The sequence below is a fragment of the Streptomyces aurantiacus genome, from assembly GCF_001418335.1.
Taxonomy (GTDB): Bacteria; Actinomycetota; Actinomycetes; order Streptomycetales; family Streptomycetaceae; genus Streptomyces; species Streptomyces aurantiacus.
This window is the reverse complement of the sequence record NZ_LIPP01000045.1, coordinates 14517-27619: the sequence shown is the minus strand read 5'-3', so window position 1 is coordinate 27619 and position 13103 is coordinate 14517. Positions and strand designations below refer to the sequence as shown.

Genomic DNA, 13103 nt, shown 5'->3' with positions numbered 1-13103 from the left:
CAGTTCAGAGAGGGCTTCTTCTCTGAGTGTGGCGGCGCCAGGATTCGAACCTGGGTAGGCATGGCCGGCAGATTTACAGTCTGCTCCCTTTGGCCGCTCGGGCACACCGCCAAGGTGACTGCCGTTCGAACCGCTCTTCGGCGGTGCTCCGTGGCAACGACGTAAACGATACCCGATGGCCGGGGGTGCTTCGCCACCTGATTGATCGGTGCTCGGAGGGCGGGGTGACTAAGGGCTGTCCCGAAATCCCGGGTGGATCAGCGCGCGGCGTCGGATGCGGTGCATCGCAAGGCGGAGGGTCGTCCTCATACTGGGCGTATTCGGGCGATCCGACAACGCGGCGAGGTGCCGTAGCTGTCGTCGTGCGCCCGCCCGGGATGACGGGACAGCCCTTAGGCTTATGCGGATGCGGCCCGGGACCGATGTGGGCTCGACGGTCGCCGCTACGCACCCCGATACAAGGAGCCACAGGACATGGCCGACTCCAGTTTCGACATCGTCTCGAAGGTCGAGCGGCAGGAGGTCGACAACGCCCTCAACCAGACCGCCAAGGAGATCTCGCAGCGCTACGACTTCAAGAACGTGGGCGCTTCCATCTCCTGGTCCGGCGAGAAGATCCTCATGGAGGCGAACTCCGAGGAGCGGGTCAAGGCCATCCTCGACGTCTTCCAGTCCAAGCTGATCAAGCGGGGCATCTCGCTGAAGTCGCTGGACGCCGGTGAGCCGCAGCTCTCCGGCAAGGAGTACAAGATCTTCTCCTCGATCGAGGAGGGCATCTCCCAGGACAACGCCAAGAAGGTCGCGAAGATCATTCGTGACGAGGGCCCGAAGGGCGTGAAGGCGCAGGTGCAGGGCGAGGAACTCCGCGTCAGCTCGAAGAGCCGTGACGACCTGCAAGCCGTGCAGGCCCTGCTCAAGGGCAAGGACTTCGACTTCGCTCTGCAGTTCGTCAACTACCGGTGACAACCCGGACAACCCGGCTGTACGACGGACGCCGACCGCGCGTACGGGAAGGGTGGGCGCTCAGGGGTGCCCACCCTTCCCGTCTGCCGGCTGCGGTTCCGGGGGCGCGCACTCAGTTGCGCGAGTTGCCGAACAGGATGCGGTAGGCGACCAGCAGGACCAGCGCGCCGCCGATCGAGGCGGCCCAGGTGGCGCCGTCATAGAAGTCCTTGGCGATCGGGTGGTCCAGCCAGCGGGCGGATATCCACCCGCCGATGAACGCGCCCGCGACGCCGATCAGTGTCGTGCCGATGAAGCCGCCCGGATCGCGTCCCGGCAGCAGGAACTTGGCGATGGCCCCGGCCAGCAGCCCCAGAATGATCCAGCTGATGATGCCCATGCCGTGAACCTGCCCCTTCGTGCTGTACCTGTGCTGTGATCTTGCTCGCACCAGGCTGTGGCCGTACCGCTCCCGCGTCTCGTTCTTCTGTTTCGTTCTTCTGTTTCGTTCTTCTGTTTCGTTTTCGTTTTCGGCTTTGCTCTTCTTGCTCGTTACTTCTGTTCGTTTGGTGTTGTTGGGGAAGACGTCGGCGCGACGGCGACCGGTTGCACCGATCAGTAGGGTGCGGCTCATGACACAGTCCGATCCCGGTCGGCCGGGTTCTGCCGGGGCCGGTTCGCCGCAGGGTACGGCCGAGCTGCGGCGGACGCTCGGCGTCGGCGACGCCGTGGTCATCGGCCTCGGCTCGATGATCGGTGCGGGCATCTTCGCCGCGCTGGGGCCCGCGGCGCGCGCCGCGGGATCCGGGCTGCTCCTCGCCCTGGGCGTCGCCGCCGTTGTCGCCTACTGCAACGCGACTGCTTCGGCGCGCCTGGCCGCCCGCTATCCCGCGTCGGGCGGCACGTATGTGTACGGCAGGGAGCGGCTCGGCGAGTTCTGGGGATATCTGGCGGGCTGGTCGTTCGTCGTGGGCAAGACCTCCTCGTGTGCGGCGATGGCGCTCACCGTGGGCACGTACGTCTGGCCGGGGCAGGCGCACGCGGTGGCCGTCGGGGCCGTGGTGGCACTGACCGCGGTGAACTACGGCGGGGTGCAGAAGTCCGCGTGGCTGACGCGGGCGATCGTGGCGGTGGTTCTCGCGGTCCTCGCTTCCGTCGTGGTCGTGTGCCTGACCTCCGAGGGCTCCGCTGCCGAGCGGCTCGACGTGGGCGTCTCCAGGGGCGCGGGCGGGGTGCTTCAGGCAGCCGGTCTGCTGTTCTTCGCCTTCGCCGGGTACGCACGGATCGCCACCCTCGGCGAGGAGGTACGCGATCCGGCGCGCACCATTCCGCGCGCGATCCCGCTCGCGCTGGGCATCGCGCTGGTGGTGTACGCGGGTGTGGCAGTCGCTGTCGTCTCCGTGCTGGGGACGGAGGGACTCGGGCAGGCGACGGCGCCGCTCGCCGACGCGGTGCGTGCCGCCGGGGCGCCGGGGCTCGTCCCTGTCGTACGGGTGGGTGCGGCGGTGGCGGCGCTCGGCTCCCTTCTCGCGCTGATCCTGGGGGTGTCGCGGACGACGCTGGCCATGGCCCGAGACCGGCATCTGCCGGGTGGACTGGCCGCCGTGCATCCGCGTTTCCGGGTGCCCCATCGGGCGGAGCTCGCGGTCGGGGTGGTGGTCGCGGTGCTGGCCGCGACGGTGGATGTGCGGGGTGCGATCGGCTTCTCCTCCTTCGGGGTGCTGGTGTATTACGCGATCGCCAACGCCTCGGCCTGGACACTCGGTTCGGCGGTCATGTCGCGGGTCGTGCCCGCGGTGGGGCTGGTGGGGTGCGTGACGCTGGCTTTCGCCTTGCCATGGGTGTCCGTGGCCGTGGGGGCCGGTGTGCTGGGGTCGGGAGCGGTCGCGTACGGGGTGCGGAGGCGACTGGGCTCGCGCTGATCGCTCGTCGGCGCCGGGGGTCGCGCGCTATGAGGCTCGCGCCGCCCCCGTACGTATGCGGAAGTCTCCCCAGGGCTCCAGGTCCGTGTCGTCGTTGAGTTCGCCGTACCAGCCGGTGCCGTCGAGCCAGGCGTGGAGCCAGGCCGTGAGGGTGGGGGCGTCCACGTACCACGCGTGGTCGGCGTCGTCGGTGTTCGGCTCGAACAGGAGGACCGTGGCGTCCGGGGTGCGGCAGTCCACGCACGCGTACATGCCGCAGCCCCAGTGGGATATCGGCAGGATGCCGTCCGGCCAGGGCCAGTCGGGGTCCTTGCGGCCGCTCTCGCGGTGGGCGAGGTACTGCGTGACGACGGCGGGCTCGCCCGAGGGAGGGCTGTCGAGCAGGGGCAGCAGGCCGTACTCCGGACCAAAACCTCCGTCTCCTATCCGCAGGTAGAGCGCGGCGAGCAGCGGCGGGACGGAGAAGCCGAGGGCGGACTCGGCGCGGGCGAGCGTGGCCGCGTCCACGGGCTCGGGGAGCGAAGGCCAGCCCCACGGCCGGGAGTTGCGCGCCTCCACGGAGACACGTGCCATCAATTGCTCGATCTCGGTCATGCATTCATGATGCAGCGCGCCACTGACAATCGGGCCGGCCTGTGGACAACCCTCAGGCGAGGCGGACGTCGATGCCCTCGTCCACGAGGAGGGCGAGGAGTTCCTCGAACGTCCACGGGCGGTGGTCGGTGCGCGGTACGAGGCCGAGGCAGGTGCGGGCCACCTCGGCGTCGTGCCAGACCAGGGTGAAGGGACGCCGGGCGCCCCGGCGGCCGCAGAGGCAGTCCGCCAGCGCGTCGATGCCCCAGCCGAAGTAGCCGCCCGGTCCGTTGACCGCCTCGCCGAGCGCACAGAAGAAGCCCGGCTCGTCGACGATGTGGCGACCGTCGAGGTGATACGTACCGCCGGGCTCCGCGTCGGGTCGGTGGGCCTCGTGACGGCCCAGCGCCGTGGTCAGCCAGTGGTGGCGTCCCTCCGTCGTGCACCGGGCCCAGAGGCCGGGCTCGGTGGGCCGGCCGCCGTCCCACCGCTCCCAGACCTGCTCGGCCGCGGTCGGCGGCCGGTCCGACCAGGGCTCCAGTGCGAGGTCCACCAGGCCGCGACCGCGCGCCGAGGGGATCCACGCGACGAGTTCGCCCTCTACCGCGGTCTGGACGGCGTGGCCCGCCGTGTCGAGGCGTACCAGCTTGGCGTGTCCGAGATCCTCCTCGCCCGCGTCCAGGGCCGTAAGGAGGGCTCCGCGCGGGGAGCACCCGAGCAGCCGCACGGGTGGTTCGACGAGGTCCGGCCGCCCGTCCGGGACGTGGGCCAGGTCCCGACAGCTGCCCCATGGTTCGTCCTCGGCGCCGAGCAGGCGGTAGCCCGGGGAGAGCGGTGGGCACTGGGGGTAGTCGAACGGGTTGTGCGGGGGCTCGCGCGCCTCGACGGTGATGTCGCGCAGTGACAGGTCGCGTGCGCACGGGCGGTCGCCGAGGACGCGTACGTCCGCCAGGGACCACTCCTCGACCCGCTCGCCGTTCTTGTCGAGGATCTCCAGGGTGAGGATGCCCAGCGGTGCCGAACCGTCGGCACGCGCGCGTGCGAGGGCCTTGTCCAACTCCCCTGCGGGGGCGCAGCCGATCAGTTCGTACGTACCGCGTGGGGGAGCCGGCGGGTCGCCGAAGAGGTTCTCGGCGTCCGCGCACAGGGCCCAGTTGTCGTCGTACTCCGCGTCGGGGTCGTACGCCGTCAGGGCGTACTTGGGCCGCGGCACCCTCGGCGCCGTCCTACCGGGCCGGCGACGTGAACGGCTGGTCCGTGCTCACGATGTCGCGGCCCAGGGGGAACAGGGAGACCGGGATGAGCTTGAAGTTGGCGATGCCCAGAGGGATGCCGATGATCGTCACGCACTGGATGAGGCCCGTGACGATGTGGGCGAGGGCCAGCCACCAGCCGGCGAGGATCAACCACAGGATGTTGACGATGAAGGACGGCGCGCCCGCGTCACGGCGCTCCACCGTCGTGCGGCCGAACGGCCACAGCGCGTAGGCGCCGATACGGAACGCCGCGACGCCGAACGGTATGCCGATGATCGTGACGCACAGCAGTACGCCCGCGAAGACGTAGCCGAGGAACAGCCAGAAGCCGCTGAGGACCAGCCAGATGATGTTGAGGATTGTCTTCACTGCGGGCGACCTGCCATCCGTTCGAGCCGGGAGATGCGCTCCGCCATCGGCGGGTGCGTTGAGAACATTTTGGAGAGTCCCTGGCCAGGGCGGAAGGGGTTGGCGATCATCATGTGGCTCGCGGTCTCGATGCGCGGCTCCGGAGGCAGCGGGAGCTGCTTCGTGCCCGCCTCCAGCTTGCGCAGGGCGCTCGCGAGGGCCAGCGGGTCGCCGGTGAGCTGGGCGCCGGACGCGTCCGCCTCGTACTCCCTGGAGCGGCTGATGGCGAGCTGGATGACGGACGCGGCGAGCGGGCCGAGAATCATGATCATCAGCATGCCGAGGAGGCCGGGGCCGTCGTCGTCGCTGGAGCGGCCGATCGGGATCAGCCAGGCGAAGTTGACCAGGAACATGATGACGGAGGCCAGGGCGCCCGCGACGGACGAGATGAGGATGTCGCGGTTGTAGACGTGGCTCAGTTCGTGGCCGATGACGCCGCGCAGTTCCCGTTCGTTCAGGAGGCGCAGGATGCCCTCGGTGCAGCACACCGCGGCGTTGCGGGGATTACGGCCCGTCGCGAACGCGTTCGGTGCTTCGGTCGGGGAGATGTACAGGCGGGGCATGGGCTGGCGGGCCTGCGTGGACAGCTCACGGACCATCTTGTAGAGGGCCGGGGCCTCGAACTCGCTCACCGGGCGCGCGCGCATCGCGCGTAGAGCCAGTTTGTCGCTGTTCCAGTACGCGTACGCGTTCGTGCCGATCGCGATGAGGAGTGCGACGACGAGGCCCATACGCCCGAAGAAACTGCCGATGACGATGATGAGTGCGGACAGTCCCCCGAGGAGTACGGCTGTCCTGAGCCCGTTGTGCCGGCGGTGCACGGTACGCCCTCCAAATGGTGCGGCAGGGGAACCTCTGCTTGTCGATCTCTGACGTCACTGGTTCCGTGACTCCACGGTCCAGTGGACCCTCCCTCACTGGTCAACGCCAGGCGGAGAGCACTAGTTCCCTTGTGCGCGGGGCGCCGCGCGTCGGCTGTCCGGGTGATATGACAACCGCCCCACGCGCGCGTGGGACTGCTTGCGGATGCTTCAGGAAAGGCGACAGAAGAGGCGTCAGAAGAGGCCGGTGTCCGAGAACCGCAGGATGAGCTGAGGTGCTCCGGAGAGCGCGACGCCCAGGACCGCGGTCAGGGCGATCGCCACGGTGAGGGGGGCCGGGACGCGGTGCGACTCGGGCTCGCCCTCGGGGGCACGGAACAGCAGGGTCGTCCACTGGAGGTAGTAGAAGAGCGCGATCACGACGTTGACGGCCATGACCACGGCGAGCCAGCCGAGGCCCGCGTCGACGGCGGCCGAGAAGACGGTGACCTTCGCGAAGAGGCCGATGATGCCCGGCGGCAGCCCGGCCAGGCAGAGCAGGAAGAAGCCGAGGACGAGCGCGGCGAGGGGGCGCGAGGCGTACAGGCCGCGGTAGTCGCTGATCCGGTTCAGTGGCTTCGTGCGCGCCACCAGGGCGGCCACGGCGAAGGCTCCGAGGTTCACGGCGGCGTACATGAGGGCGTACGCGACGGTGGAGCCGATGGCCTTTTCGGCGTCCTCGGAGTAGGCGGCGGCGGCGATCGGCACCAGGAGGTAGCCGGCCTGTCCCACGGAGGACCAGGCGAGGAGCCGTACCGCGCTGTACGCGCGCGTGGTCCGTTGCCGCAGGGCGCCGACGTTGCCGACCGTCATGGTGAGGGCGGCCAGGGCGGCGAGTGCCGGGCCCCAGACGTCCGCGTACGACGGGAGGGCGATCACGGTGACGAGGATCAGGCCGGAGAAGCCGACCGCCTTGCCGACGACCGACAGGTAGGCGGCGACCGGGAGAGGGGCTCCTACGTAGGTGTCGGGCACCCAGAAGTGGAAGGGCACGGCGGCCGTCTTGAAGGCGAAGCCGACGAGGGTGAGGACGACGCCCGCCTGGGCGAGTGTGTGCAGCTGGCTGTCGACGTCCTCGATCCTGGTGGCGATCTCGGTGAGGTACAGGGTGCCTGTCGACGCGTAGACGAAGCTGATGCCCATCAGGCTCACGGCGGTCGCGGTGACCGAGGACAGGAAGAACTTCAGGGCCGCTTCGGAGGACTTCCGGTCGCCGTGCTTGATGCCGACGAGGGCGAAGGCGGGCAGGGAGGCGACCTCCAGGGCGACGATCAGGGTGGCGAGGTCGCGCGAGGCGGGCAGCAGGGCGGCGCCGGCGGCCGAGGAGAGCAGCAGGAACCAGAACTCCCCTTCGGGGAGTTCCCTGTCGGCGTCCTTCAGGGCGGTCATCGACAGCAGTGCCGCAAGGAGCGCGCCACCGAGGACGAGGAACTGGATGACCAGCGTGAACCGGTCCGCCGTGTAGCTGCACACGTCCGCGTCGCCCGTCAGGCAGAACGTGGAGCGGTCGCCGTCCAGGAGGGGCAGCAGCGCGAGCGCGGCGACAGCGAGCCCCGCGACGGAGACCCAGCCGAGGAGGGCCTTCTTCTTGTCGCCGACGAAGAGGTCGGCGACGAGCACCACGAGGGCGACGACCGCCGCGATGGTGGGCGGCGCGATCGCGAGCCAGTCGACGGACTGGACCAGGGACTGGGCCTGGACCTGGACCTGGGACAGGGACTCGTGCTGGACCTGGGACAGGGACTCGTGCTGGGCCTGGACCAGGGACTGGGCCTGGGGGCTCATCGGGTGCCTCCTGAGAGGAGCTGCTGCACGGCCGGGTCGGTCAGGCCGAGGAGGGCCTTGGGCCAGAGCCCGGCGACGACGGTCAGGACGACGAGCGGGGTCCAGGCGGCGAACTCGTACGTCCGGACGTCGGCGAGTTTCGGGCTCTCCTGCTGCGAGGTGGCACCCATGCAGACGCGGCGGACCACGACGAGCATGTACGCGGCGGTGAGCAGGGTGCCGAACGCGGCGATCGTCATGAACGTCAGGAACGCGGGCCGGCTGAGACCGTCGGCAGGGTCGAACGCGCCGAACAGCGCGAGCATCTCGCCCCAGAACCCGGCGAGGCCCGGCAGTCCGAGCGAGGCGACCGCGGCGAAGGCGAGCAGGCCGCCGAGGCGCGGGGCCCTGCCGTAGAGCGCCGCGCCGGTCTCCTGCGCGAGGGTGTCGAGGTCGGTCGTGCCCGTACGGTCCTTGAGCGCGCCGACGAGGAAGAAGAGCAGGCCGGTGATGAGGCCGTGGGCGATGTTCGCGAACAGCGCGCCGTTCACGCCGGTCGGGGTCATCGACGCGATCCCGAGGAGCACGAAGCCCATGTGGCCGACCGAGGAGTACGCGATGAGCCGCTTGAGGTCGCCCTTCGCGCCCTGCCTGGCGAGCGCCAGACAGGCCAGCGAACCGTAGATGATCCCGACGACCGCGAAGGCCGCGAGGTACGGGGCGAAGGTGCTCATGCCGTCCGGCGTGACGGGCAGCAGGATGCGGACGAACCCGTACGTGCCCATCTTCAGCAGCACGCCGGCCAGCAGGACCGAGCCGACGGTCGGGGCGGCGGTGTGCGCGTCCGGCAGCCAGCTGTGGAGCGGCCACATCGGTGTCTTGACCGCGAGCCCGATCCCGATCGCCAGAACGGCGATGACCTGCACCGATGTGGTCAGCTCGGGGTGATTGTCAGTGGCGAGTGCCACTATGTCGAAGGTGCCGGCCTTGATTCCGATCAGGAGCAGGCCCAGCAGCATGACGACGGAGCCGAGCAGGGTGTAGAGGATGAACTTCCAGGCGGCCCGGGTCCGTTGCTCACCGCCCCAGCGGGCGATGAGGAAGTACATCGGGATGAGCACCGTCTCGAAGGCCAGGAAGAACAGCAGCAGGTCGAGGACGGCGAACGTCGCGAGGGTGCCGGACTCAAGGACGAGGACGAGTGCGACGAAGGCCTTCGGGGTCGGGCCCGCGGGCATCTTGAAGTAGCTGTAGAGCGCGCAGAGGAAGGTCAGGAGCGCGGTAAGGACGAGAAGGGGGAGGGAAATGCCGTCGGTGCCGAGGTGGATCCGCACGTCGAGTGCGGGAATCCAGCTGATGTCCGTCGTGGCCTGCATCCTGGACGGGTGGTCGTGGTCGAAGCCGAGCGTGAGGGCGACCGCGGCGATGAGTACGACGCCGGTGACGATCACCCCGTGCCGCAGTACGGCCTGCTCGGGCGACTTCCCCTTCAGCCCGGGCGGCGCCGGCAGGAGAGCCGCGACGGCCCCGATGAGCGGGGCGACGACGATGAACGCGAGAAGAAACTGCATCACGGACTCGTTGATATCGATCACTCCTGCTCACGCTCCCGCGGTGGCGACGAGGAGGGCGGCGACCACCAGGACGACGGTGCCGGCGAGCAGCGCGCTCACATAGGTCTGCACGTTGCCGGTCTGGGCGCGCCGGACGGCCGCGCCGAGCCAGCGGGGTAGGGCACCCGCACCGCGTACGTAGGTGTCGACGACCTCGCGGTCGAGGAACCGGACGAGCGTGGCCGCGGCCTGGACCGGACGGACGAACAGCGCCGCGTACACCGCGTCGAGGTGGAAACCGACGGCCGCGTGGCGGTGCAGCGGGCCGAGCAGCAGGCGGCCGGGATCCGCCGGGTCGGGCGCGGAGGCCACGTTGCCGTACGCGGGTCCGTGGCTGGCGATGGCCTCGGCCTCGACCAGGCCGCCGTCGGCCTCCGGGTGGGCCGCGACCGCGCCCAGGGGGACGCGGCCCGCCATGGCGGTGGTGTGCTGCCACGCGCCGTACGTGACGATGCCGCCGACCAGGGCGACCCCCGTCCCGAGGACGGCGGTGGTGAGGGTCGGGGTCAGGTTCCGTCCGTCGAACCAGTCGGGCAGCAGCCCGGTGGCGAGTCCGAGAGCCAGGGACGGGAGGGCGAGCACCCACAGCACGGAGTTCATGGCGACGGGCTGCTTGCCGTGGTCGGGGGCTTCGGTGCCGTGACCGTGGAAGGCGAGCAGCCACAGGCGCATCGCGTAGGCGGCGGTGAGCAGGGCCGTCACCAGGCCGGCGACGAGGACGATCCAGCCCGCGGCTGAGGGGACGCTCTCGGCGTGGCCGGTGGCGGCGTGCTCGGCGGCTCCGAGAACGGCTTCCTTGGAGAAGAAGCCGCTGAAGGGCGGGATCGCGGCCAGTGCGAGGAGCGCCACGGTCGTCGTCCAGTAGGCGTCGGGGACCCGGGCGCGCAGGTCCTTCATCCGGGACATGGCGGCCAGGGAGTTGGTGCCGGCGGCGTGGATGATCACGCCGGCCGCGAGGAACAGCAGCGCCTTGAAGGCGCCGTGGGTGAGGAGGTGGAAGACGGCGGCCCCGCGGTCGCCGACGGCGAGGGCACCGGTCAGGTAGCCGAGCTGACCGATCGTCGAGTAGGCGAGGACCCGTTTGATGTCGTCCTGGGCGAGCGCGGCGAGGGCCGAGCCGGCCATCGTCACGGCGGCCATCACGGCGAGGACCACCAGTGCGGCCGCGGAGGCGGCGAAGACCGGGAGGAGCCGGGCGACGAAGTAGACACCGGCGGCGACCATCGTCGCGGCGTGGATCAGCGCGGAGACGGGGGTGGGGCCCGCCATCGCGTCGGGGAGCCAGGTGTGGAGCGGGAACTGCGCCGACTTGCCCGCCACTCCGGCGAGGAGCAGCAGGGCGATGAGGGTGGGGTGGTCGAGTCCGCCGCTCGCGACGTTGCCGAGGACTTTTGTGATGCGGAACGAACCGGTGTCGGCGGCGAGCGCGAACAGGCCGATCAGGAAGGGGACATCGCCGAGCTTGGTGACGAGGAAGGCCTTGATGGAGGCGGCGCGTGCTTCCGGGGTCTCCCAGTAGTGGCCCACGAGGAAGTACGAGCAGATGCCCATGATCTCCCAGCCGACCAGCAGCACCATCAGGTCGCCGGAGTAGACGACGAGCAGCATGGCGGAGGTGAAGAGGGAGACGAGAGCGGCGTACGAGGGGTAGCGCGGGTCGTCGCGCAGGTAGCCCGTCGAGTAGATCTGCACGCAGGTCGCGACCAGGGCGACGAGGATCGCGACGAGGGCGGCGAAGCCGTCGATGTGCAGGGCGAGTTCGACGGGGACCGAGCCGGTGGGGGTGAGTTCGGTCGCCACGTCCACCGCCTGTTCGCCGCCCTGGCGTACGGCGACGACCGCGGCGAGTCCGAGGGCGGCGAGGGAGGGCAGGACGGCGAGGGGGCGTACGAATCCGGGGGCGGTGCGGCCCAGGAGCAGGCCGGCCACCGCGCCCAGGAACGGGAGGAGGGGGACGAGGACGGCGAGGGTGGTCGTGGTCACGGGGTGGCCTCAGCCTTCTCGGCCGGCTCGCTCCGGGCGGGCTCGGAGTCGTCGTCGGCGTCGGCGGTCCCGGCGCCGCCGGCATCGTCCGCGCCGTCGGCGTCGGTGTCGGTTTCGGCGGTGTCGCGGAGCCTGTCGATGTCCGCGGTGCCGCGGTTGCGGTGGACGGCGAGGACGATCGCCAGGCCGATGCCGATCTCGGCGGCCGCGACGGCGATGGTGAACAGGGTCAGGGCCTGGCCGGAGTGCAGGGCGTCCTGGGCGGTCTTGCTGAGCCAGACGTCGAAGGCGACGAGATTGAGGTTGACGGCGTTGAGCATCAGCTCGACGGACATCAGGACCAGGATCGCGTTGCGGCGCGCGAGGACTCCGTACAGGCCCGTGCAGAAGAGGAGGGCGGAGAGTACGGCCGGATAGGCGAGGTGCATCAGCGGGCGCCTTCCTTGTCGCTCCGGGGAACGTCGTCGCGCCGAGGGGTGTCGCTCGCGGTGGCCGGCGTCTTCGTCTTGGCCTCTGCCTCTACCTCTGCCTTTGTCTTGGCCTTCGCCTTGCGGGAGAGGACGATCGCGCCGACCAGGGCGGCGAGCAGCAGGACCGAGAGGGCCTCGAAGGGGAGCACCCAGCTCTGGAAGAGGCTCGCGCCGGTGACCGCGGTGGAGCCGGCGGCGGCGCCGTCCAGGTCGATCCAGGTCGTCCGGAAGGCGTCGACGACGACCCAGACGAGGGCGCCGGCCGCGGCGATCGCCACCGTGAGGGCGGCCCAGCGGTTGCCGGAGTCGGCGTCCGGGGAGCGGCCGATGGGGGCCCTGGTGAGCATCAGACCGAAGAGGAGGAGGACGACGACGGAACCGACGTAGATGAGGACCTGCACCCAGGCGATGAACTCGGCCGTGAGGAGGAGGTATTCGACGGCGAGGCCACCGAGGGCGACCACGAGCCACAGGGCGGCGTGCACCAGCTGCTTCGTGGTGACCGTGACGATCGCGGCGCCGAAGGTGACCAGGCCGACGAGGAGGAAGGCGATCTCGACGCCGGTCGGGGAGAGGAAGCCGTGGGTCTCGGCGGCGGTGGTCGTGGCCCGGGCCGCCGAGACGGTGACCGCGGCGGGAGTCACGATGCGCCTCCCCGCGGGTCGGTGGGCGGCTCGGCTTGCGGGTCGCTGGGCCGGGCTTGCGGCTCGGTGGGCTCGGCTTGCGCCCCTGCCTGGGCCTCCGCCTCCGCCTCCGCCTGCGCCTGCGCCTCTGCCTGCGCTTGCGCCTCCGCCGCGGCCAGTTTGTCGGCGGTCTTGCGGGCGGCGGCGATCTCCTTGGGTTCCTCGGCGCCGGGGTCGAGGGCCGGCGGGGCCGGGACGGTCCACATCCAGTCGCGGAGCTTGTCGCGTTCGTGGGTGAGCTCGTGGATGTCGGTCTCGGCGTACTCGAACTCGGGGGACCAGAAGAGGGCGTCGAACGGGCAGACCTCGATGCAGATACCGCAGTACATGCAGAGGGAGAAGTCGATGGCGAAGCGGTCGAGGACGTTGCGGCTGCGCTCACGGCCACCGGGCGCGGCGGCCGGCACCGTCTCCTTGTGGGAGTCGATGTAGATGCACCAGTCCGGGCACTCGCGGGCGCACAGCATGCAGACCGTGCAGTTCTCCTCGAAGAGGCCGATGACTCCGCGGGTGCGGGGCGGGAGTTCGGGCTGGGCGTCCGGGTACTGCGCGGTGACGGTCTTCTTCGTCATCGTGCGCAGGGTGACGGCCAGGCCCTTGGCCAGGCCTGAGCCGGGGAGGGGGGACAT

Annotated in this window: 13 protein-coding genes and 1 tRNA gene; 2 read left to right on the top strand and 12 right to left on the bottom strand. The window is 70.3% G+C overall.

Annotated features, from left to right (window positions below; all coding sequences use genetic code 11):
• Positions 1-29 precede the first annotated feature (29 nt).
• Positions 30-111, bottom strand: a tRNA-Tyr gene (locus tag AOK01_RS07500).
• Positions 112-474: 363 nt separating this feature from the next.
• On the opposite strand from AOK01_RS07500, the gene AOK01_RS07495 reads away from it, so the two are divergent.
• Positions 475-963: a YajQ family cyclic di-GMP-binding protein gene (locus AOK01_RS07495; protein WP_055509741.1), complete on the top strand. Its 489-nt coding sequence runs from the start codon at positions 475-477 to the stop codon at positions 961-963.
• A gap of 112 nt (positions 964-1075) precedes the next feature.
• Here AOK01_RS07495 and AOK01_RS07490 read toward each other — a convergent pair whose 3' ends face one another.
• The gene (locus AOK01_RS07490) at positions 1076-1342 is read right to left on the bottom strand and encodes a GlsB/YeaQ/YmgE family stress response membrane protein (protein WP_055509739.1); all 267 of its coding nucleotides are present in this window, start codon (positions 1340-1342) and stop codon (positions 1076-1078) included.
• A 232-nt stretch (positions 1343-1574) separates the two neighbouring features.
• Between AOK01_RS07490 and AOK01_RS07485 the strand changes: the two genes are divergently transcribed.
• Positions 1575-2864, top strand: coding sequence for an APC family permease (locus tag AOK01_RS07485; protein WP_055509738.1), 1290 nt, complete (start codon positions 1575-1577; stop codon positions 2862-2864).
• A gap of 27 nt (positions 2865-2891) precedes the next feature.
• Here the strand turns inward: AOK01_RS07485 and AOK01_RS07480 are convergent, their stop codons facing one another.
• The 10 genes from AOK01_RS07480 to AOK01_RS07435 all read right to left on the bottom strand — a co-directional run bounded on the left by AOK01_RS07480 (position 2892) and on the right by AOK01_RS07435 (position 13103).
• Positions 2892-3458: an SMI1/KNR4 family protein gene (locus AOK01_RS07480; protein WP_055509735.1), complete on the bottom strand. Its 567-nt coding sequence runs from the start codon at positions 3456-3458 to the stop codon at positions 2892-2894.
• A 52-nt stretch (positions 3459-3510) separates the two neighbouring features.
• A complete protein-coding gene (locus tag AOK01_RS07475; RefSeq protein ID WP_055509733.1) occupies positions 3511-4650 on the bottom strand; it encodes a barstar family protein in 1140 nt (379 codons plus the stop codon).
• A 13-nt stretch (positions 4651-4663) separates the two neighbouring features.
• Positions 4664-5062, bottom strand: a complete 399-nt coding sequence (locus AOK01_RS07470) for a YccF domain-containing protein (RefSeq protein WP_055509731.1) — start codon at positions 5060-5062, stop codon at positions 4664-4666.
• A complete protein-coding gene (gene htpX / locus AOK01_RS07465) occupies positions 5059-5922 on the bottom strand; it encodes a zinc metalloprotease HtpX (RefSeq protein WP_055509729.1) in 864 nt (287 codons plus the stop codon). The genes AOK01_RS07470 and htpX overlap by 4 nt, the downstream gene beginning before the upstream one ends.
• Positions 5923-6156: 234 nt before the next feature.
• Positions 6157-7746 (bottom strand): NADH-quinone oxidoreductase subunit N, encoded by a 1590-nt coding sequence (locus AOK01_RS07460; protein ID WP_079103237.1) that lies wholly within the window; start codon positions 7744-7746, stop codon positions 6157-6159.
• Positions 7743-9320, bottom strand: a complete 1578-nt coding sequence (locus tag AOK01_RS07455; RefSeq protein ID WP_055509727.1) for an NADH-quinone oxidoreductase subunit M — start codon at positions 9318-9320, stop codon at positions 7743-7745. The genes AOK01_RS07460 and AOK01_RS07455 overlap by 4 nt, the downstream gene beginning before the upstream one ends.
• A 6-nt stretch (positions 9321-9326) precedes the next feature.
• Positions 9327-11321 carry an NADH-quinone oxidoreductase subunit 5 family protein gene (locus AOK01_RS07450; protein ID WP_055509725.1) on the bottom strand — a complete coding sequence of 665 codons (1995 nt, stop codon included), beginning with the start codon at positions 11319-11321 and terminating at the stop codon, positions 9327-9329.
• Positions 11318-11749, bottom strand: a complete 432-nt coding sequence (nuoK, locus tag AOK01_RS07445; RefSeq protein ID WP_055509723.1) for an NADH-quinone oxidoreductase subunit NuoK — start codon at positions 11747-11749, stop codon at positions 11318-11320. The genes AOK01_RS07450 and nuoK overlap by 4 nt, the downstream gene beginning before the upstream one ends.
• Positions 11749-12435, bottom strand: coding sequence for an NADH-quinone oxidoreductase subunit J family protein (locus AOK01_RS07440; RefSeq protein WP_055509721.1), 687 nt, complete (start codon positions 12433-12435; stop codon positions 11749-11751). The genes nuoK and AOK01_RS07440 overlap by 1 nt, the downstream gene beginning before the upstream one ends.
• Positions 12432-13103 (bottom strand): NuoI/complex I 23 kDa subunit family protein, encoded by a 672-nt coding sequence (locus AOK01_RS07435; protein ID WP_055509719.1) that lies wholly within the window; start codon positions 13101-13103, stop codon positions 12432-12434. The genes AOK01_RS07440 and AOK01_RS07435 overlap by 4 nt, the downstream gene beginning before the upstream one ends.